The 20,061-nt window shown below is 68.4% G+C and carries 15 protein-coding genes; 4 read left to right on the plus strand and 11 right to left on the minus strand.

Annotation, left to right across the window (positions count from 1 at the left end; translation table 11 throughout):
• Positions 1 to 37 precede the first annotated feature (37 nt).
• From recA to LR948_RS14300, 3 genes are all read left to right on the plus strand, one after another.
• Positions 38 to 1,102 carry a recombinase RecA gene (gene recA / locus LR948_RS14290; RefSeq protein WP_304621978.1) on the plus strand — a complete coding sequence of 355 codons (1,065 nt, stop codon included), beginning with the start codon at positions 38 to 40 and terminating at the stop codon, positions 1,100 to 1,102.
• Between the two features lie 548 nt (positions 1,103 to 1,650).
• On the plus strand, positions 1,651 to 4,308 hold the full coding sequence (gene alaS, locus LR948_RS14295) for an alanine--tRNA ligase (protein WP_232754751.1): 2,658 nt from the start codon (positions 1,651 to 1,653) through the stop codon (positions 4,306 to 4,308).
• Position 4,309: 1 nt separating this feature from the next.
• Positions 4,310 to 4,615, plus strand: a complete 306-nt coding sequence (locus tag LR948_RS14300; RefSeq protein WP_232754752.1) for a DUF1330 domain-containing protein — start codon at positions 4,310 to 4,312, stop codon at positions 4,613 to 4,615.
• A 412-nt stretch (positions 4,616 to 5,027) separates the two neighbouring features.
• Here LR948_RS14300 and typA read toward each other — a convergent pair whose 3' ends face one another.
• The 11 genes from typA to LR948_RS14355 form a co-directional block, all read right to left on the minus strand.
• The gene (typA, locus tag LR948_RS14305; protein WP_232754753.1) at positions 5,028 to 6,845 is read right to left on the minus strand and encodes a translational GTPase TypA; all 1,818 of its coding nucleotides are present in this window, start codon (positions 6,843 to 6,845) and stop codon (positions 5,028 to 5,030) included.
• 1,076 nt (positions 6,846 to 7,921) lie between these two features.
• A complete protein-coding gene (locus LR948_RS14310; protein ID WP_232754754.1) occupies positions 7,922 to 9,277 on the minus strand; it encodes a TRAP transporter large permease subunit in 1,356 nt (451 codons plus the stop codon).
• Between the two features lie 3 nt (positions 9,278 to 9,280).
• The gene (locus LR948_RS14315; protein WP_232754755.1) at positions 9,281 to 10,591 is read right to left on the minus strand and encodes a TRAP transporter small permease subunit; all 1,311 of its coding nucleotides are present in this window, start codon (positions 10,589 to 10,591) and stop codon (positions 9,281 to 9,283) included.
• Between the two features lie 109 nt (positions 10,592 to 10,700).
• Positions 10,701 to 11,798 carry a TRAP transporter substrate-binding protein DctP gene (gene dctP, locus LR948_RS14320; protein ID WP_232754756.1) on the minus strand — a complete coding sequence of 366 codons (1,098 nt, stop codon included), beginning with the start codon at positions 11,796 to 11,798 and terminating at the stop codon, positions 10,701 to 10,703.
• A 342-nt stretch (positions 11,799 to 12,140) separates the two neighbouring features.
• Positions 12,141 to 13,682, minus strand: a complete 1,542-nt coding sequence (locus LR948_RS14325) for a UdgX family uracil-DNA binding protein (RefSeq protein ID WP_232754757.1) — start codon at positions 13,680 to 13,682, stop codon at positions 12,141 to 12,143.
• Entirely contained in the window at positions 13,682 to 14,914 is a 1,233-nt protein-coding gene (locus tag LR948_RS14330; RefSeq protein WP_232754758.1) for a putative DNA modification/repair radical SAM protein, read from the minus strand. The genes LR948_RS14325 and LR948_RS14330 overlap by 1 nt, the downstream gene beginning before the upstream one ends.
• 80 nt (positions 14,915 to 14,994) lie before the next feature.
• On the minus strand, positions 14,995 to 15,675 hold the full coding sequence (locus LR948_RS14335; RefSeq protein ID WP_232754759.1) for a DUF1045 domain-containing protein: 681 nt from the start codon (positions 15,673 to 15,675) through the stop codon (positions 14,995 to 14,997).
• A gap of 99 nt (positions 15,676 to 15,774) precedes the next feature.
• The gene (locus LR948_RS14340) at positions 15,775 to 16,602 is read right to left on the minus strand and encodes a metal ABC transporter permease (RefSeq protein WP_232754760.1); all 828 of its coding nucleotides are present in this window, start codon (positions 16,600 to 16,602) and stop codon (positions 15,775 to 15,777) included.
• Positions 16,599 to 17,462, minus strand: a complete 864-nt coding sequence (locus tag LR948_RS14345) for a metal ABC transporter permease (protein WP_232754761.1) — start codon at positions 17,460 to 17,462, stop codon at positions 16,599 to 16,601. Before LR948_RS14345 ends, LR948_RS14340 begins: the two co-directional genes overlap by 4 nt.
• Positions 17,459 to 18,352 carry a manganese/iron ABC transporter ATP-binding protein gene (locus LR948_RS14350; protein WP_232754762.1) on the minus strand — a complete coding sequence of 298 codons (894 nt, stop codon included), beginning with the start codon at positions 18,350 to 18,352 and terminating at the stop codon, positions 17,459 to 17,461. Before LR948_RS14350 ends, LR948_RS14345 begins: the two co-directional genes overlap by 4 nt.
• A gap of 66 nt (positions 18,353 to 18,418) precedes the next feature.
• Entirely contained in the window at positions 18,419 to 19,315 is an 897-nt protein-coding gene (locus LR948_RS14355; RefSeq protein ID WP_232754763.1) for a metal ABC transporter substrate-binding protein, read from the minus strand.
• 103 nt (positions 19,316 to 19,418) lie between these two features.
• Between LR948_RS14355 and LR948_RS14360 the strand changes: the two genes are divergently transcribed.
• Positions 19,419 to 19,862: a Fur family transcriptional regulator gene (locus LR948_RS14360; protein ID WP_232754764.1), complete on the plus strand. Its 444-nt coding sequence runs from the start codon at positions 19,419 to 19,421 to the stop codon at positions 19,860 to 19,862.
• Positions 19,863 to 20,061 lie beyond the last annotated feature (199 nt).

Raw genomic sequence — 20,061 nt, forward strand, 5'->3', positions numbered from 1 at the left:
GCTTCGCGGTGTGGAATAAGGACGGAAAGGCAAGCAAATGGCAGACCTACTCTCCATGGACAGCAAGCGTACGGCAGACAAGCAGAAGGCCCTCGATTCGGCGCTCGCGCAGATCGAACGGCAGTTCGGCAAGGGCTCGATCATGAAGCTCGGCGGCGAGAACGCCATGCGGGACATCTCGGCGACCTCGACGGGGTCGCTGGGGCTCGACATCGCGCTCGGCATCGGCGGGCTGCCCAAGGGCCGCATCATCGAAATCTACGGTCCCGAATCCTCGGGCAAGACCACGCTGACGCTGCACTGCGTGGCCGAGGAACAGAAGACCGGCGGCGTCTGCGCCTTCGTCGACGCCGAACACGCGCTCGACCCGCAATACGCCAAGAAGCTGGGCGTCGACCTCGACGAGCTGCTGATCTCGCAGCCCGACACCGGCGAACAGGCGCTCGAGATCACCGACACGCTGGTGCGCTCCGGCGCGGTCAACATGGTCGTGGTCGACTCGGTCGCGGCGCTGACGCCCAAGGCCGAGCTCGAGGGCGACATGGGCGACAGTTCGGTCGGCGTGCAGGCCCGCCTGATGAGCCAGGCGATGCGCAAGCTCACCGGCTCGATCGCGCGGTCGAACTGCATGGTGATCTTCATCAACCAGATCCGCATGAAGATCGGCGTGATGTTCGGCTCGCCCGAGACGACGACCGGCGGCAACGCGCTGAAGTTCTACTCCTCGGTGCGGCTCGACATCCGCCGCATCGGCGCGATCAAGGACCGCGACGAGGTGGTCGGCAACGCCACCCGCGTGAAGGTCGTGAAGAACAAGGTCGCCCCGCCCTTCAAGCAGGTCGAGTTCGACATCATGTATGGCGAGGGCATCTCCAAGACCGGCGAGCTGATCGACCTTGGCGTGAAGGCCGGCGTGGTCGAGAAATCCGGCGCCTGGTATTCCTACGGCGACGAACGCATCGGCCAGGGCCGCGAGAACGCGAAGAATTTCCTCAAGGAAAACACCGCGGTGGCCTATGATATCGAGGACAAGATCCGCGCCGCCCATGGGCTGGAGTTCCACATGGCCGACGAGGACAAGGACGAGGTGATGGAGGGCTGAACGCCCGGGCCATGGCCTCTCAGGAAGTGCTGCGGGCGTCCCCTTGGGGCGCCCGTTGTCGTTTCGGAGGGCGAGGCGGGGCGCGCTGTGTCGGCGGCGGCTGGAGGGGCACCTGCCCAAAGACCGCGCTCTGCGACCAATGTCTCAGGCAAATGGGGGCCTTCCACGCCCGGGGTGAGGAAATCCCCCATTGCCCCTGACGCGCGCGTAACGCAGGGTAAGGGCAGCCGGCGGGCCCCGGGTCTGGCGCGGCACGGGTGCACGGCGCGGCCCCCCGGGCCGCAAGAAGCCGCATCACGCCCGGGTGCCGCCGGCCGCTTCTCCGAGATTTTGGTTTGGAGTGGGCCCCGTTTGGGTGCGGACCCGAGCGCAGATTTCCTGTGGTCCCGAAGCCCGGCTTCGCATGGCCCCCGAGGCGCAGCCTTTACCCGATCTTGGCCGCCCGCCCCCCTCGCAAGCGCCGCTTACCGCCCGCAGCCCGTGGACAGCCGCGCAACCCGGCGCTACACCTCGGCCAACCTGCCACACCGCACCAACAAGAGCCGCGAATGCCAAGCCTCAACGATATCCGCTCCACGTTCCTCAGCTACTTCGAGAAACAGGGGCACACGGTGGTGCCCTCCTCGCCGCTGGTGCCGCGCAACGACCCGACGCTGATGTTCGCCAACTCGGGCATGGTCCAGTTCAAGAACCTCTTCACCGGGGTCGAGACGCGCGACTACACCCGCGCCACCACCTCGCAGAAATGCGTGCGCGCCGGGGGCAAGCACAACGACCTCGACAACGTCGGCTACACCGCGCGCCACCACACCTTCTTCGAGATGCTCGGCAACTTCTCCTTCGGGGATTACTTCAAGACCGAGGCGATCCCCTTCGCCCACGAGCTGATCACCCGCGAGTTCGGCATCGACCACAAGCGGCTCCTGGCCACGGTCTACCACACCGACGACGAGGCCTTCGAGCTCTGGAAGAAGGTCGGCATCCCCGAGGACCGGATCATCCGCATCGCCACCTCGGACAACTTCTGGCAGATGGGCCCGACCGGCCCCTGCGGCCCCTGCACCGAGATCTTCTACGACCACGGCGACCACATCTGGGGCGGTCCGCCGGGCTCACCCGAAGAGGACGGCGACCGTTTCATCGAGATCTGGAACATCGTCTTCATGCAGAACGAGCAGTTCGAAGACGGCACCATGCGCGAGCTCGACATGCAGTCGATCGACACCGGCATGGGGCTCGAACGGATCGGCGCGCTTCTGCAGGGCAAGCACGACAACTACGACACCGACCTGATGCGGGCGCTGATCTGCGCCTCGGCCGAGACCACCTCGACCGAGGCCGACGGGCCGGGCAACGTGCATCACCGGGTGATCGCCGACCACCTGCGCTCGACCTCCTTCCTGATCGCCGACGGGGTGATGCCCTCGAACGACGGGCGCGGCTACGTGCTGCGGCGGATCATGCGCCGTGCGATGCGGCACGCGCATCTCCTGGGCGCCAAGGATCCGGTCATGTTCCGCCTGGTGCCGGCGCTGGTCCGCGAGATGGGCGCCGCCTACCCCGAGCTGCACCGCGCCCAGCCCTTGATCGAGGAGACGCTGAAGCTCGAGGAGACGCGCTTCCAGCAGACGCTCGACCGCGGGCTGAAGCTGCTCGACGACGAGCTGGGCAAGCTCGACGAGGCCGAGGCCCTGCCCGGCCAGGCGGCCTTCAAGCTCTACGACACCTACGGCTTCCCGCTCGACCTGACCCAGGACGCGCTGCGCGAAAAGGGCCGCAGCGTCGACACCGATGGTTTCGACGCCGCCATGGCCGAGCAGAAGGCCAAGGCCCGCGCCGCCTGGTCGGGCTCGGGCGAGGCCGCGGATGCCGCGATCTGGTTCGACCTCGCCGACCAGCACGGCACCACGGATTTCCTCGGCTATGACACCGAGACCGCCGAGGGCGTGGTGCTCGACATCGTCAAGGAGGGCGCCGCCACGGCCTCGGCCGCCAAGGGCGAGACCGTGCAGCTGGTGCTGAACCAGACGCCCTTCTACGCCGAGGCCGGCGGCCAGGTCGGCGACACCGGCGAGGTGGTGACCGAGGGCGGGACGGCCCGGATCACCGACACCCGCCAGGTCGCGGGCGTGGTCATCCATTTCGCCGAGGTCACCGAAGGCGAGATCGCCCGCGGCGCCGCGGCCAAGCTCGAGGTCGACCACGCGCGCCGCACCAAGATCCGCGCCAACCATTCGGCCACGCACCTTCTGAACGAGGCGCTGCGCCGGACGCTGGGCGATCATGTCGCGCAGCGCGGCTCGCTGAATGCGCCGGACCGGCTGCGCTTCGACTTCAGCCACGCCAAGGGGCTGACCGAGACCGAGATCGCCGGCGTCGAGCGCGAGGTGAACGACTACATCCGCCAGAACACGGCCGTCGAGACGCGCATCATGACGCCCGACGACGCCCGCGCCATGGGCGCCCAGGCGCTTTTCGGCGAGAAATACGGCGAGGAGGTCCGCGTGGTCTCCATGGGCCGCCAGGACGGGTCCGGCAAGGGCACCGACGGGGCGACCTATTCGATCGAGCTTTGCGGCGGCACCCATGTGGGCCGCACCGGCGAGATCGGGCTTTTCGTGGCGCTCGGCGACAGCGCGTCCTCCTCGGGGGTGCGGCGCTTCGAGGCGCTGACCGGCCAGGCGGCGCTCGATTACCTGCGCGGCCAGGACCGGCTGGTGAGCCGGCTCTCGGGCGAGCTGAAGACCTCGGCGGGGGATCTGCCCGACCGGCTGAAGGCGCTGCTCGACGAGCGCAAGGCGCTGCAGAACGAGGTCGCCCAGCTCAAGCGCGAGATCGCCATGGGCGGCGGTGACGGTTCGGGCGGGATCGAGCCGCGCGAGGTCGCAGGCGTGAAGTTCCTCGCCCAGACCCTGACCGGCGTCTCCGGCAAGGACCTGCGCCCGCTCATCGACGAGCACAAGCGCCGGCTCGGCTCGGGCGCGGTGCTGCTGGTGACCGAGAGCGACGGCAAGGCCGCGGTGGCCGCGGGCGTGACCGACGATCTGACCGGGCGGGTCTCGGCGGTGGACCTGGTGAAGGCCGCGGTCGGCGCGCTTGGCGGCAAGGGCGGCGGCGGCCGTCCGGACATGGCCCAGGGCGGTGCCGCCTCGGCCGAAAAGGCCGATGAGGCCATAAAGGCGGCGGAAGCCGTGATCGGAGGATAAGATGCCCGCACTCTGGATCGCCCATGTGCATGTGACCGACGCCGAGGCCTACGGCAAATACGCCGAGCTGGCCGGCCCCGCGATTGCCGCCCACGGCGGGTCCTTCGTGGCGCGCGGCGGCAAATACGTCGTGCTCGAGGGCAACAAGACCCGCGACGGCGCCGACCGCGAGCGCCACGTGGTGGCGCGCTTCCCCTCGGTCGAGGCGGCGGAGAGCTGCTACCGCTCCGAGGCCTACCAGGAAGCGCTGAGCCACGCCCGCGACGCCTCCGAGCGCGACCTGCTGATCCTGGAGATCCCGGAGTAAGGGGTTGGGGCCGCTGCGCCGCCCTCAACCCGCACAACAGAGGGCGCGCGCCGGACCGGGGGCCGGCGCTACTGAGCTCTGAGCTGCGCGCTTTATCCCAGCAAGCTCAGGGCTAGGGCTGATCCAAGCACGCCACTCCAAGGAGCGCCGGCCCATCGGGCCGGTCCGGCGCGCGCCCGGCACCTTCGGTGCTATTCGGGCGCGAGTGGCCGCAATTGGGCATGGTGTTTCTCAGACCAAGCGTTTGCACCGGTCGCGGTCTTGGCTTGTGGCTCGAGAAAGTCAGGGCCATAGCCAGCACATTCTCCCCGGCCTGAGCGGCACCCCCCAAACGAAAACGCAGCCACCAGGTGGGGGCGCCTCCGCCAGTTCCGTCAATCCAACCCCCGGGCGCCCTGCCCGGCCCGGCGCCTCACTGCGCCCTGGCCATCCGCTTGCGCTCGTGCGGATCGAGGTAGCGCTTGCGCAGCCGGATCGCGTTGGGGGTCACCTCGACCAGCTCGTCGTCGTTGATATAGGCAATCGCCTCCTCGAGGGTCAGCACCGTCGGCGGCGTCAGCCGCACCGCGTCGTCCGAGCCCGAGGCGCGCACGTTGGTCAGCTTCTTGCCCTTGAGCGGGTTCACCTCGAGGTCGTTCTCGCGCGAGTGCTCGCCGATCACCATGCCCTCGTAGACCTTCTCCTGCGGACCGATGAACATCTTGCCGCGCTCTTCCAGGTTCCAGAGCGCATAGGCCACGGCGTCGCCCGATTCCATCGAGATCAGCACGCCCGCCCGGCGGCCCTCGATGGCGCCCTTGTAGGGCGTCCAGCCCTGGAAGACGCGGTTCATCACGCCGGTGCCGCGGGTGTCGGTCAGGAACTCGCCCTGGTAGCCGATCAGCCCGCGCGCGGGCACATGGGCGACGATCCGGGTCTTGCCGGTGCCCGAGGGCTTCATCTCGACCAGCTCGCCCTTGCGCACGCCGGTGATCTTCTCGATCACCGCGCCGGAATAGTCGTCATCGACGTCGATGGTGACCTCTTCGACCGGCTCCTCGCGGCCGGTCTCGCCGTCGCGCATGATCACCTGCGGGCGGGCGATCGAGAGCTCGAAACCCTCGCGGCGCATGTTCTCGATCAGCACGCCCATCTGCAGCTCGCCCCGGCCCGAGACCTCGAAGGCCTCGCCACCCGGCGTGTCCTTGACCTTGATGGCGATGTTGCTCTCGGCCTCTTTCATCAGCCGGTCGCGGATCACCCGGCTCTGGACCTTCTTGCCGTCGCGGCCCGCCAGCGGGCTGTCGTTGATGCCGAAGGTCACGGTGATGGTCGGCGGGTCGATAGGCAACGCCTCGAGCGGCTCGTCTACCGCCAGCGCGCAGAGCGTGTCGGCCACGGTGGCCTTCTGCATGCCGGCGAGCGTGACGATGTCGCCCGCGCGGGCCTCCTCGATGTCCTGGTAGGAGAGGCCGCGGAAGGCCTGGATGCGCGAGACGCGGAACTGCTCGATCTTCTGGCCGACGCGGGAGAGCGCCTGCAGCGTCGCGCCGACCTTGAGCCGGCCGCTTTCGACCCGGCCGGTGAGGATGCGCCCGAGGAAGGGGTCGGCCGAGAGCGTGGTCGCCAGCATGCGGAAGTCGTCCTCCTCGTGCTTGACCTGCTTCGGCGCGGGCACGTGGTCGACGATCAGCTTGAAGAGCGCGGTGAGGTCCTTGCGCGGGCCGTCGAGCTCGAAGTCGGCCCAGCCGGCGCGCCCCGAGGCATACATATGCGGGAAGTCGAGCTGGTCGTCATCGGCGCCGAGATTGGCGAAAAGGTCGAAGCATTCGTCGAGCGCCCGGTCGGGCTCGGCGTCGGGCTTGTCGACCTTGTTCAGGACCACGATGGGCCGCAGGCCGAGCGCCAGCGCCTTGGAGGTCACGAACTTGGTCTGGGGCATCGGGCCCTCGGCGGCATCGACCAGGAGCACCACCCCGTCGACCATCGACAGGATGCGCTCGACCTCGCCGCCGAAATCGGCGTGGCCGGGGGTGTCGACGATGTTGATGCGGGTGGATTTCCATTCGACCGAGGTCGCCTTGGCGAGGATGGTGATGCCCCGCTCGCGTTCGAGGTCGTTGGAATCCATCGCCCGTTCCGCCACCTGCTGGTTTTCGCGGAAGGCGCCGGATTGTTTCAGAAGCTCGTCCACGAGGGTGGTCTTGCCGTGGTCGACGTGGGCGATGATTGCGACGTTGCGCAGATCCATGGGGAGTCCGTCTCGATTTGTGTGGTTGCGCGCGGCCTATCGCTGGGAGGGCCAAAAGGCCAGCCCTATTCGCAGAAGGGGCGGTTTGGGGGGCTGGGCTGGGGGAGTGGGTGGTTTGGGGGGATGTGCTGGGTCCGGGGGGTGGGCGGTTAGGTGATGTGCTGCACCTGGGGGTTGGGCGGTTTGGGGGCTTTTGGGTGCACAGTGTCGGAGAGGCGCGCGGCGCGGTTGCGGGTCGATGTCCGATCCGGCGGCGGATGGGTGTCCGGTCCAGTGGCGGATAGATGTCCGGGCGAGCGGCGCGGCCAAGGTTGAAGGGCAGCGGAACTGGCGGGCGAGGGCCAAGCGGTCGCGGAATTGCAGTGAAGAACACTCTCGGCCCGCCATCTCGGGCACTTCTCCGAGTGGTGAAGAACGCCCGCAAGATACCCATAGCCCTTTCCCAACCGAGCCCACTAGCCCCGGCATGCACAACCGCGCGCCCAGCCCGACCCGCCCCCACTTGCGCCCGAATAGCATCGAAGATGCCGGGCGCGCGCCGGACCGGCCCCTTGGGCCGGCGCTCTTGTGGGCGAAGCGCATAGATCGCCGCTAGCCCTGACCTTGTTGAGATAAAGCGCCTCGCTCAAAGGGCAGCAGCGCCGGCCCCCGGTCCGGCGCGCGCCCTCTGGTGGGGAGGGTGTGAGGGCGGCGGGTGGGGCTTCCGGGGTATCCGCGAAAAGACGGAGCATTGCGCCTGGGGGATCCGTGGCGGCAGTCCACGCTCGCGCCCGGACTCCACCAGAGGCCCGTCGGCAAACCGGGCACCACCAGAGGCCCGTCGGCACACCGAGCACCACCAGAGGCCGGTCAGCACACCGGCGACCACCAGAGGCCGGTCACACCGGACACCACCAAAGGCCCATCAGCAAACCCGACAGCAGCGGAAGCCTGTCAACACGACAGCCCCATCAGCACGACGAACCGCACCAGCGGACCGCCCCACCCTCCCCAAGAAATGGGGGCGGCAGCCGCAGCCCCCGCCCCTCTCTCTCAAATCTGCCAACGGACACACAACCAGCGCCCGCCGCGCGGCCTCACCCGTAGACCAGCCTCGGCAGCCAGATCACCGCCTCGGGGAAGAACATGCAGATCGCCAGGCCCACGATCTGCAGGAACAGGAAGGGCAGCGCCGCCTTGAAGATGTCGGTCATCGGGATCTCCGGGGGCGCCACGCCGCGCAGGTAGAAGAGCGCGTAGCCGAAGGGCGGCGACAAAAAGCTCATCTGCATGTTCACGAGGTAAAGCACCCCGAACCACAGCACCAGGTCGTCGGGGCTGTCGAGCCCGAAGGCCTGCGCCCCGAGCGCCTTCACGATCGGCACGAAGATCGGCACGCAGAGCAGCAGGATGCCCACCCAGTCGAGGAACATCCCCAGCGCCACCAGCAGGATCTGCATCAGGATCAGGATGCCCCAAGGCCCGAGACCCGTCGCCGCCAGCGCGTCCTGCACGAACTGCTGGCCGCCCTCGAGCACGTAGAGCCCGACGAAGATGGTCGCGCCGAACATGATCCAGATCACCATGGCGCTGGCCTTGAGCGTGGTCAGCGAGGCCTCGCGGATGGTCTGCCAGTCGAGCTTGCGGTGGATCGCCGCGACGATGAAGGCGCCGAAGGTGCCGATGCCCGCGGCCTCGACCGGGGTGGCGACGCCCGAGAAGATCACCCCCAGCACGATCACGATCAGCGCGATGGGCGCCGACATGTTGCCCAGAAGGCGGATCTTCTGCCGGGTCGGGATGCGCTCCTCGATGGGGATCGGCGGGCCGACCTGCGGGTTGATGTAGCTGCGCACCACCACGTAGACGATATACATCCCCGACAGGATCATCCCCGGGATCACCGCCCCGATGAACAGCTCGCCCACCGATTGCTCGGCGACCACCGCGTAGATGATCGCCAGGATCGACGGCGGGATCAGGATGCCCAGCGTGCCGCCGGCCATGATCGAGCCCATGGCGATCTTCGGGTCGTAGCCGCGCTCGAGCATGGCCGGAAGCGCGATGATGCCCATGGTCACCACCGCCGCCCCGATCACGCCGACCATGGCCGCGAGCACCGTCGAGGCCAGGATCGTCGCCGCCGCGAGGCCGCCCTTCACGCCGCCCAGCACCTTGTAGATCACGTCGAACATGTCGTTGATGATCCCCGCCCTCTCGAGCATGGCGGCCATGAAGATGAACAAGGGGATCGCCGAGAGCTGGTAGTTCGTCATCAGCGGGAAGATCCGCGAAGGCACGATGTTCAGCGCCCGCTCGTCGCCCAGCACAAACAGGAAGACGCAGGCCAGGCCGCCGGTGACGAAGGCCAGCGGCAGCCCCGCCATCAGCAGCGCCAGGAGCGAGCCGAACATGATCAGGGTGAGCCACCCGATTCCGATCTCAATTCCCATGGATCAGGCCTCCCCGCGCACGAGGGTGCGGACGTCTTTGGACAGTTTCGACACGCCCTGGAGCACCAGGAGCACGGCGCCGACCACCATCACCCATTTCATGGGCCACAAGGGCACCTCCCATTCGTTGAAGGAAATCTCGCCCCAGCGGATGTTGGGGTCGGTCCATTGCGACAGCGACCACCCCGAGAGCATCTCGGTCGTGGCGATCTCGCCGCGCGCCCAGCTGCTGATCAGCCCGTTGCCCGAGGGCACGGCGATGGCGTCCATCGCGAAGATGTAGCTGGTCGCCAAGAGCGTGCCGGCGAAGATGAAGAAGAAGATCGAGGTCAGCAGGTCGACCACCGCCTTCCGCCGGGTCGAGAGCTCGGCGTAGAAGATGTCCACCCGGACGTGCTGTTCGGTCAGCATCGCGTAGGAGCCCGCGATGAGATACTGCATGCCGAACATCAGATACATCGCCTCATGCGCCCAGTTGGTCGGCGCGTTGAAGACGTAGCGCGAGATCACCTCGAAGTAGTAGACGAAGACCGCGATCACCGCCCAGTAGGCGGTGAACTCGCCGGCATAGAGGCAGAGCCGGTCGATCCAGTTCGAGGCGTAGCGCGCGTCGTCCTCCATGACGCCGATGCCCGCCTCCTGCAGCTTGCGGTCGTTCTCGGAGAGCGTGTCGTCGGGCAGCTGCGCATTGGCCTTGGAGACCAGGCGCGGCAGAAGCAGCGCATCGAGCAGGATCAAGGCCAGGAGCAGGTAGAAGGCGTAATCCGCCACCTGGTTCCAGAACAGCCGGTCACCGCGCGCGGCGCTCAGCGGCGCCTCGAGCTCGGTCAGCGCGACGCCGGCCTCGTCGATCCGGGCCTGGCCCTGTTCGATGGTCCGCTCGGCGCGCTCGACCCGGCGCTCGGCGGCGCGTTTCTGGAAGGAGCCCTCCTCGGCGGCCTCGAAATCCGCCCGGTAGCCCGCGATCTCCGAGCGCGCCTCGGAGACGCGTTCTTCCTCGCGCTCGAGCGTGCGCAGCGCGACGCGCTCCTCGTTGGCGTAGTTCGAGACCTCGGTGCGCGCCTCCTGGCCCTGGCCGTTGGCGAAGAGGATCGCCAGGAAGATCGGCAGGAAGATGAAGCCCAGGAGGTTCTTGAGGTAGAACCTGTGCAGCCCCAGCATCCCGCCGGTCACCAGGATCATGTAGCCCAGCGGCAGCGAATAGGTCTTGCGTTGGACCTTGGGGCGCCGCGCCAGCGACATGGCGATGAGCGGGAAGACGATCAGCCCCACCCAGTAAAGCCAGTGCGGCAGCGTGAAACTCAGATCGGGCATGGAATGTCCCTTGTTGTTGTCGCGCGATCGCCCCTCGGACACGGGGCATCCGCCCGGCGCGGGGCAACGCGCCGGGCGGCTCTCTGGGGGCGGCCGGGCCGCGCCCGGCTCAGAGGTCCAGCGTCAGACCGTCGGTCAGCGCCGGGTCGACATAGCCGAGCGAGCCGGACTGCATGTAGTCGAGCTGGATCTTGAAGACCCGCGCCGCGTTCGGATCGCGGTTGGCATAGTCGAACCAGATCGGCACGGCGACCTCGGTCATCAGCGCCACGTCGTCCTGGCTGAGGCGGGTGACCTCGGTGCCGTCGGCCTCGAACTTCTCCCAGGCCTCCTGGTCGGCCTTCTGGATCGCCGCGTGGTGCATGTCGGAATAGACGTGGGTCTCCATCTCGACGAATTGCTGCATCTCGGGCGAGAGCGCGTTCCAGGCGTCCATGCCCACGGTGATGTCCATGAGGTCGACCGGCTGGTAGAGCGACATGAAGCCCGGCGGGCCCATGACGATGTAGTCGGTCACCTGGCTGAAGCCGAGCGCGTAGTTCACCGCCGGGCCCACGTAGTCGGCCACGTCGATGGTGCCCTTCTCCAGCGCCGGGAAGATCTCCGAGCCCGGCAGAACCGTGGTCTCGGCTCCGATCTCGGTGAAGACCTCCGCCACCATGCCGCCCGGCAGGCGCATCTTGCGGCCGGCGAAATCGTCGATCGAGCGGATCGGCACCTTGGAGTGGATGATGTTCGGCCCGTGGTGCACGGGGCCCACGAACATCATGTTCTGTTCGGCGAAGAGCTCGCGCGCGATCTCGAGCCCGCCGAGGCCGTAGTAGAAGACGTCCCATTCGTGCGGGTTGCGCAGACCCAGCGGATAGGAGGTCAGGAAGGTGGCCGCCGGCACGATGCCCTGGCCGTAGATGGTGAAGGGGTTGATCGCGTCCAGAACGCCGTTCTTCACCGCGTCGTAAAGCTGGAAGTCGCCCACGACGTCATTGGCGCCGAAGGGCTGGAAGGCCAGCTCGCCGCCGGACTTCTCCTGGATCGTGGCGCACCAGTCCTTGAAGATCTGCAGGCCGGCCCCGCCGGGCCAGGAGGTCTGGATCTTCCAGGTGGTGCCATGCGACGCGGCTGACGCGACATGCGGCGCGGCAAGCGTCGCCGCCCCCGCCCCTGCAATCGTGCGCAGCGCGGAGCGCCGTGTTGTGATGGTCTTCATGATGTCCTCCCAAGATATTCTTGCTTTTGGGAGGAGAAGGGACATGCGTCACGCGCGCCGCTCAGGCGCGGCGCGGGCCCGCAGGAACCATCGACCGTCTGGTCGGGCTGCGACCCTCCTCCCGCAGCCAAGGCTAGGGGTTGCGACAGTCGCGGCAAGGAATTTCGTAGCTGCGGCGCGGCGTTACCGCTCTCAATCGGGGGCCTTTGGCGGGGGAATTTGGGTTCCAGTTGGGGAAGGTTGGCGGGGTAGGTTTTGCCGTGCGCCGGACACGCATTCGGTGGGTCGCACCAAGTTTTCCACGCAAAGCGCCCTGCCCTCACACTCCGCTCAGCGCGGGCTTCAGCCCTGCTCCGAGAGCTGCCGCGCAAGCGCCAGGTCGCCCGCGATCTCGGCCTCGGCGCGGGCCTGGGCGTCGCGTTCGCGCAGGCGCAGCACGTAGGAGGGATGCCAGGTCACCAGAAGCTCGGTGCCGTCGGCCAGCGTCTCGACCCGGCCGCGCCGCCGCGACAGCGCCCCGCCCTGCCCGGTCAGCGCCTCGGCGGCGGTGGCACCCATGGCCAGCACCACCCTGGGGCGCACGAGCTGGCGTTCGAGGTCGAGCCACCAGCGGCAGGCCTCGACCTCGCCCGCATCGGGGCGCTGGTGGATGCGCCGCCGCCCGCGCGGGGTGAACTTGAAGTGCTTGACCGCATTGGTGACGAAGGCCGCCGAGCGCTCCACCCCGGCGCGCGCCAGGCTCCGGTCGAAAACTGCGCCCGCGGGCCCCACGAAGGGCCGCCCCGCGAGGTCCTCGCGGTCGCCGGGCTGTTCGCCAACGATCATCAGGGGCGCGCCGACCGGCCCTTCGCCGGGCACCGCCTGGGTGGCGTGACGGCAGAGCCCGCAGCGGGCACAGGCGCCGACCTCCTGCGCGAGCGTCGCCACCGGCCCTTCGGGCGCGGGCTTGGCCAGCACCCGGGCGGCATGGTCGCGCAGCGCCAGCGCGCGGCGGTCGGGCGCGGCGGCGGGGGCGGCCTCGGCCATGGCACGCACCCGCGCCTCGGCTCCGGCGACAAGCCCCGGGATCAGCTCGGCCTCGGGCAGGTTCTTCCAGTATTTCTTGGGCATTTCCGCGCACATGGCCTTCACCATGAGCCGCGCGGGATTGAAGATCGAGGCGTAGTAGGTGCGCCAGAGATCCTCGGTCGCATCCTCGGGCGGAGGACGGGTCTCGCCGGTCTCCTCGAAGCTGAGGCGGCCATTTTCGAAGCGGGCGGTCAGATGCGGGGTGGCGATGACCCAGTCCATGTCGCCGAAGCGCTTGGCGAAGAAGGGCGCGCCGCGTTCGAGGCAGGGATGCTCGGGCTCGAACCAGGCGGCGAAGGCGCGGCGCGGGCCCCGGGCGGGCAATTCGCGGAAGCGCACGAAGGCGTGCATCTTGTGCACGTCGCGGCCCACGGATCTCGCCGCCTCAAGCGCCCAGCGCACGTCCCGGTCGGAGCGGTCGCCCCAGGCCGCGCGGCCCGCCGAAAGCGCCAGCACCAGCCGGTAGGCCCGGGCGAAGCGTTCGGGGTCGGAATGGCAGAGCGCCGCTTCGATGGTGGCGATGGCGGCCTTGGGCAGGCGCAACTCGCGCGACGGGTCGGACGAAGGGGTGGCCGTGGCTGAGGCTGCCCCAGCCGCGCCGTCCCCGGCCGCAAACAGGCCGTCGCTCATCCCGGCAACCGGCGCGTCACCGGCCCCGGCCCCTCCATCCCCCGCCGCATCCGCGAACAGATCCGGCGCCGCCTCGCCCACCGACCAGACCAGGTCCTCGGGCGCGACACCGGCCCGTGCGAGCGCCCGCGCCTCGCGGCGCCAGGCGGCCACCGTGCCGACCCGGGGCAGAACCACCCGCCGCATCAGATCAGCGACAGCTGCTCGGGCGGCGGGGCGAAGCGGGCGCGCAGGTGCTCGGCCTCGAGCAGGCCGCGCGGGCTCCAGCCGGCGCAGGTGATGAAGGGCTGCGCCTTCTTCATCACCGCGCCCATGGCCTTGAGGTGTTCGTAGCGCACCAGCCCCCGCCGCCGAGCCGAAAGCACCCGCCCCACGGTCTTGGTGCCGAAGCCCGGCACCCGCAGCAGCTCCTCGCGGCTGGCGCGGTTCACGTCGACCGGGAAGTGCTCCCGATGGGCCAGCGCCCAGGCGGTCTTGGGGTCGATGTCGAGGTCGAGCATCCCCGAGGCGCCGCCGATCTCCTCGACCCCGAAATCGTAGAAGCGCAGGAGCCAGTCGGCCTGATAGAGCCGGTGTTCGCGCAAGAGCGGCGCGGGCTTCAGGGGCAGCGCCTTGGCCGGGTCGGGGATCGGCGAGAAGGCCGAGTAATAGACCCGGCTCAGCCCGTAGCTTGCGTAGAGATCCGAGCTTTGCGTCAGGATCGTCCGGTCGTTGGCCGCATCCGCCCCGACGATGACCTGCGTCGACTGGCCGGCGGGCGCGAAGCGCGCGGGCCGCTTGCCGCGCCAGCTCCGCCCGCTGCGGCTGTCCTCGCGCTTCATGCGCACATCGGCCATGGAGCGCTTGATCCCGCCCGCGTCCTTCTCCGGCGCGAGGTCCTTCAGCGAGGTCTCGGTCGGCATCTCGATGTTGATCGACAGCCGGTCGGCGTAGCGCCCGGCGGCGTCGATCAGCTCGGGGCTGGCGTCGGGGATGGTCTTGAGGTGGATGTAGCCGCGAAAGCCCTCCTCCTCGCGCAGCTTCCGGGCGATGCGCACCATGTCGGCCATGGTGTCGTCGGGCGAGCGGATGATGCCCGAGGACAGGAACAGCCCCTCGATGTAGTTGCGGCGGTAGAACTCTACCGTCAGATGCACGACCTCCTCGACCGAGAAACGCGCGCGCTCCACCCGGCTCGAGGCGCGGTTGATGCAATAGGCGCAATCGTAGATGCAGAAGTTCGTCATCAGGATCTTCAGAAGCGAGATGCAGCGCCCGTCCGGGGCATAGGCGTGGCAGATGCCCGAGCCGCCCGAGGAGCCGAGCCCGCCGCCGTCGCGGCTGTCGCGCCGCTCGCCCCCCGATGACGCGCAGGAGGCATCGTATTTCGCCGCATCGGAAAGGATCGCGAGTTTTTCGGAAAGTGACCGCTGTGCCATGTGTTCACTTTATGTTCCGGCCTGCGGGCAAAGCAAGCGCCCAAGCGATCACGGCTGCGTTTCAGCGCCCGGATGCGGCGTCAGGTCGCGACCCGGGCGCGGTTCAGCGCCAGATCGGCGATGCGGTGGAAGCGGCCCAGCCCGTCCTCGCCGAGAAGCGTCACCGCGCCCATGGTGGCGGGTCTGCCGAGAACCGGGGCGAAATGCGCCCGGGCGCGGGTCTCGATGTCCTCGGGGCCGCGCGCGCCGGAGAGGGTCAGATGCGGGCGGAACTCCTCCATCACGTAAGGATAGCCCCAGGTCGTCAGGTTGGCCTCCTGCGTCGGGCTGAGCCCCCGGCCCCGGCGGCGGGCGAGCTCCTCGGCGGCGGGCAGCGCGCGGAAGGGATCGAGGCCGCGCACGAGCGTGGCCGCGAGCTCCGAGATGCCCTCGGTCCGGCTGGGCTGCAGGGTCCAGATCCGGCCCAACTGGCGCAGTTCGAGCGTGCCGAGATCGACCGTCTCGGCAGCCCCGGCCAGGCTTTCGAGCTGCGCCAGAAGTGCGACCTCATCCTCATCCGGCGCCAGGTGGAACGGCGGCTTCAGCGTCGCGTGGAAGCCGTAGCGCTTGGGCCCCGGGGCCTTGATCTGCGGCGGGTCGATGCGGCGCGCGTGGCGCGCGTCCCAGCCGAGCCAGCTTGCGCCCAGCTCGCCCAGTTGTCCGTCCGGCAGCCAGTAGACGGCATAGCGTTGCCAGCCCGATGAGGTCCCCGAAGAGGTCATTGCGCACTCCCATGCTGCGTGGCCCCTGCCGGATCGCTCCCGGGGGATTCGCGCGGAAAGCCTAGCACAGCCCCGCTTGGGCGCGGAGCCATGCGCCCCTCATAACGTCTGCCGCCGGACCTGCAACTGGCGCCGCAGGAAGGCGGCGATGAAGAGGATCGTCAGGATCAGCACGATCGTCGGCGCCGGCGCGGAGTCGATGAAGAACGAGGCGTAAACCCCTGCCACCATGGAAAAGATATTGACCGCCACCGCGACCAGCAGCATCCGCCGGAAGGTCCGCGCGACCAGGAAGGCGATGGCCCCCGGCGCGATCAGAAGCCCGATCGCCAGGATCAGCCCGGCCGCCGACAGCGTGGCCACGATGCTCAAGGAAAGGGCAGCCAGGAGACCGTAGTGCAGAAGCCCCACGCGCAGCCCGCTGGCCCGCGCCTGGGCCGGGTCGAAGCTTTGCAAAAGCAGGTCCTTCCACTGCAGCCCGATCAGCACCGCGATGCCCGCCGAGATCGCCCCCGCGGTCCAGAGCTCGCGGGTCTCGACCCCCAGCATGTTGCCGAAGAGCACGTGATCGAGGTGCATGTTGGTCTCAACCGAGACGTAAAGCACGATCCCCAGCCCGAACATGCCCGAGAAGACGACACCCATGACGGTGTCCTCCTTCACCCGGCTGTTGCCCGAGAGGTAGCCCGTCGCCAGCGCGCAGATCATCCCCGCCACGAAGGCCCCGAGGATCAGCGGCAACCCGAAGATATAGGCCAGCACGATGCCCGGCAGGACCGCGTGGCTCACCGCGTCGCCCATCAGCGCCCAGCCCTTGAGCACCAGGAAACAGGAGAGCATCGCCGTGGGCACCGCCACGATCACCCCGATCAGGAAGGCGTTCTGCATGAAGGGGAACTGGAAGGGCAGAAGGGCTGTCTCGATCATGCCTCGACCTCCTTCAGGGCCGCGCGGGCCTTGGCGCGGGCGGCAAGCCGCCCGTGTTTCGGGGCGAAGACGAAGACCAGAAGGAAGATCAGCGTCTGCAAGGTGACGATGATCCCGCCGGTCGCGCCATCGAGGAAATAGCTGATGTAGGCGCCGAAGAAGCTGGTGCCCGCGCCGATCACCACCGAGGTCGCGATGAGCCGCGGAAAGCGGTCGCAAAGCAGATAGGCCGTGGCCCCGGGCGTCACCACCATGGCGATCACCAGGAAGGCGCCGACGGTCTGCATCGCCGCCACCACCGAGGCCGAGAGCAGCACGAAGAACACCCCCTTCAGAACCCCGGTGTTGAGCCCGATGGTCCGCGCGTGGGTCTCGTCGAAGAAGGTGACCATGAGGTCCTTCCAGAGGACCAGCAGCACCGCCAGCGACACCAGCCCGATGATCGCAAGCTGCAGCGTGTCGCCCGGCGTGATCGCCAGGATATTGCCCATGGTGATGGTCTGCACCGAGATCGACATCGGGTTGATCGAGACCAGGAACAGCCCGAGCCCGAAGAAGGAGGTGAAGATCAGCCCGATGATCACATCGACCTTCAGCCCCGAGCGGTCCGACAGGAAGAGCATCGCCGCCGCCGCGAGCCCGCCCGCGATGAAGGCGCCAAGCGCGAAGGGCAGCCCAAGCATGTAGGCGCCGGCGACGCCCGGGACGACCGAATGCGAAAGCGCGTCGCCGATCAGCGACCAGCCCTTGAGCATCAGGAAGGAGGACAGGAAGGCGCAGACCGCGCCCACGAGGGCCGAGACCCACATGGCGTTGGTCATATAGCCGTAGGTGAAGGGCTCATACAGCGTCGAGATCATTCCCGCGGCTCCCGGGTCCGGGTCTTGTCGCCGTATTGCACCAGCGGGCGCTCGTCGTCGGTGAAAATGGTGACGCTGCGGGCGTCCTCGTCCTCGTGCAGGGTCTCGCCGCCGAGGGTGAAGTGCCGCAGCACGCCCCCGAAGGCCGCCTCGAGGTTCTTGCGGGTGAAGACCTTCTCGGTCGGTCCATGCGCCAGGACCGTGCCCTTGACCAGCACCGTGCGGTCGCAGAACTCGGGCACCGACCCGAGGTTGTGGGTCGAGACCAGCATGACCCGGCCTTCCTCCTTCAGCGCGCGCAGAAGCGCCACGATCTGCTCCTCGGTCTTCACGTCGACGCCGGTGAAGGGCTCGTCGAGCAGGATCACCTGCCCTTCCTGCGCCAGCGCGCGTGCGAGGAAGACGCGCTTGCGCTGCCCGCCCGAGAGCTCGCCGATCTGGCGGTGGCGCAGGTCGGTCAGGTTGACCCGCTGCAGCGCCGCTTCGACCGCCGCGTGATCGGCCGGGCGCGGACGCCGCAGGATCCCCATGTGCCCGTAGCGGCCCATCATCACCACGTCCTCGACCAGCACCGGGAAGGACCAGTCGACCTCCTCGGCCTGGGGGACATAGGCCACGAGGTTGCGCTTCAGCGCCGCGCGCACCCCCATGCCGAGGATGCGGATCTTGCCGCGCGCCGCCGGCACGAAGCCCATGATCGCCTTGAACAGCGTGGATTTGCCCGCGCCGTTCACGCCGACAAGCGCTGTGACGGTGCCGCGCGGGATGGTGAAGCTCGCGTCGGTCAGCGCGGTATGGCCGTTGCGGTAGGTGACGGTCACATGCGCTACGTCGATCCCTTCCGCCAGCTCTGGCGGGCGGGTCTCGGTGATCGCCTGGTCGTCGCGCATGGGGGCCCTTTCCTTGGTCCAGAACAGAAATAAGGCCCGCCGGTCATCCGGCGAGCCCTCTTAGGCTCAGTCGCCCGCGCCGGTCAGCCCTTCGACCACCGTGCGCGAGGTCACCTCGAGCAGGTCGAGGTATGTGGGCACCGGCCCGTCGGGCTCCGACAGCGAGTCCACGTAGAGGACGCCGCCGAAATCCGCCCCGGTCTCGCGCGCCACCTGTTCGGCGGGCCGGGTGCTGACGGTGCTTTCGCAGAAGACCACCGGGATGTCGTGCTCGCGGACCCCGTCGATCACCGCGCGGACCTGCTGGGGCGTGCCCACCTGGTCGGCGTTCATCGGCCAGAGGTAAAGCTCCTTCAGGCCGAAGTCGCGGGCGAGGTAGCTGAAGGCGCCCTCGCAGGTGACAAGCCAGCGGTCGTCCTCGGGGACTTCCTCCAGCGCCTCACGGAGCGGCCCGATGGTGTCGCGCAGCTCCTCCTTGTAGGCGGCGGCATTGGCGGCATAGGTCTCGGCGTTCTCGGGGTCGGCCTCGGAGAGCGCCTCCTCGATATTGTCGATGTAGATCAGCGCGTTCTCGAGCCCCATCCAGGCGTGCGGATTGGGCGCGCCCTCGTAGGCGCCGCTCTGGATCGAGATCGGATCGATGCCTTCGGAGACGGTGACCGAGGGCACGTCGCCCAGGTTGGTCAGGAACTGCTCGAACCACAATTCGAGGTTCATCCCGTTCCAGAGGATCAGGTCCCCGTCCGAGGCACGCACGATGTCCCCCGGCGTCGGCTCGTAGCCGTGGATCTCGGCGCCGGGCTTGGTCACCGAGACCACCTCGGCGGCATCGCCGGCGACATTTCCGGCCATGTCGGCGATCACCGTGAAGGTCGTGACCACCTTGAGTTTGTCCTGCGCCTGGGCCCCGCCCGCAAGGGTCGCCGCGAGAGCGGTGGCCAGCCAGAGGGATCTCTTCGTCATCGCACTGCCTTTCCTGCTTGCTTGCCCCTCTCTAGATGCAAATAATTCGCAATGTCAAACTTTTTGCGAGTGGTTCGCAGAAAAACTTGAGCCCGGTCGCGGCATGCTTCATGGTTCGGCCATGGCCTCGGATTTCTACAGCAGTGAAGGCGATGCGATCCTGCGCGAAGCGGGCTTGCGGGTGACCCGGCAGCGGCGCGCCATCGTGCGCGTGCTCTTCGAGGCCGAGGACCACCCGGACGCCGAACAGGTGCTCGGACGCGCGCGCGACAAGGACGCCAGCGTCAGCCAGGCGACCGCCTACCGCACGCTCGCGGCGCTGGCCGACAAGGGCCACCTGCACCGCCATACCTTCGACGGCGGGGTGACCCGTTACGAGCTTGCGAGCCGCCCGCACCACGACCACATGATCGACGTGGAGACCGGCGAGGTCATGGAGTTCGTCTCGGAAGAGATCGAGCGGCTGCAGAAGAAGATCGCGGCCGAACACGGCTACGACATCGTCGCGCACCGCCTGGAGCTTTACTGCAAGCGGCGCCGGCGCTGAGGCGCGGGGTGTGCCGCTAGGCGTGGGCACAGAGGCCCGGTTGCGTGGGGCAGCGCGTGGGCATCTTCAGAGATAGAAGAACCGAGAAACGCCCGCCGTAGCGCATCGCGACGGGCGCAGGCTGTCACCAAATCACAGCAAACCGGTTCACGGGGCGCGATCCACGCCCCCTGCCCGCCCGCCACCTCAGGCGCGCCCG

It is taken from the genome of Roseivivax sp. GX 12232 (genome assembly GCF_021272185.1).
Classification (GTDB): domain Bacteria; phylum Pseudomonadota; class Alphaproteobacteria; order Rhodobacterales; family Rhodobacteraceae; genus Roseivivax.

Coding starts and splice junctions, on each gene's coding strand:
- recA (WP_304621978.1), top strand. CDS start 38: ATGGCAGACCTACTCTCCATGGACAGCAAGCGTACGGCAGACAAGCAG.
- alaS (WP_232754751.1), top strand. CDS start 1,651: ATGCCAAGCCTCAACGATATCCGCTCCACGTTCCTCAGCTACTTCGAG.
- LR948_RS14300 (WP_232754752.1), top strand. CDS start 4,310: ATGCCCGCACTCTGGATCGCCCATGTGCATGTGACCGACGCCGAGGCC.
- typA (WP_232754753.1), bottom strand. CDS start 6,845: ATGGATCTGCGCAACGTCGCAATCATCGCCCACGTCGACCACGGCAAG.
- LR948_RS14310 (WP_232754754.1), bottom strand. CDS start 9,277: ATGGGAATTGAGATCGGAATCGGGTGGCTCACCCTGATCATGTTCGGC.
- LR948_RS14315 (WP_232754755.1), bottom strand. CDS start 10,591: ATGCCCGATCTGAGTTTCACGCTGCCGCACTGGCTTTACTGGGTGGGG.
- dctP (WP_232754756.1), bottom strand. CDS start 11,798: ATGAAGACCATCACAACACGGCGCTCCGCGCTGCGCACGATTGCAGGG.
- LR948_RS14325 (WP_232754757.1), bottom strand. CDS start 13,682: ATGCGGCGGGTGGTTCTGCCCCGGGTCGGCACGGTGGCCGCCTGGCGC.
- LR948_RS14330 (WP_232754758.1), bottom strand. CDS start 14,914: ATGGCACAGCGGTCACTTTCCGAAAAACTCGCGATCCTTTCCGATGCG.
- LR948_RS14335 (WP_232754759.1), bottom strand. CDS start 15,675: ATGACCTCTTCGGGGACCTCATCGGGCTGGCAACGCTATGCCGTCTAC.
- LR948_RS14340 (WP_232754760.1), bottom strand. CDS start 16,602: ATGATCGAGACAGCCCTTCTGCCCTTCCAGTTCCCCTTCATGCAGAAC.
- LR948_RS14345 (WP_232754761.1), bottom strand. CDS start 17,462: ATGATCTCGACGCTGTATGAGCCCTTCACCTACGGCTATATGACCAAC.
- LR948_RS14350 (WP_232754762.1), bottom strand. CDS start 18,352: ATGCGCGACGACCAGGCGATCACCGAGACCCGCCCGCCAGAGCTGGCG.
- LR948_RS14355 (WP_232754763.1), bottom strand. CDS start 19,315: ATGACGAAGAGATCCCTCTGGCTGGCCACCGCTCTCGCGGCGACCCTT.
- LR948_RS14360 (WP_232754764.1), top strand. CDS start 19,419: ATGCTTCATGGTTCGGCCATGGCCTCGGATTTCTACAGCAGTGAAGGC.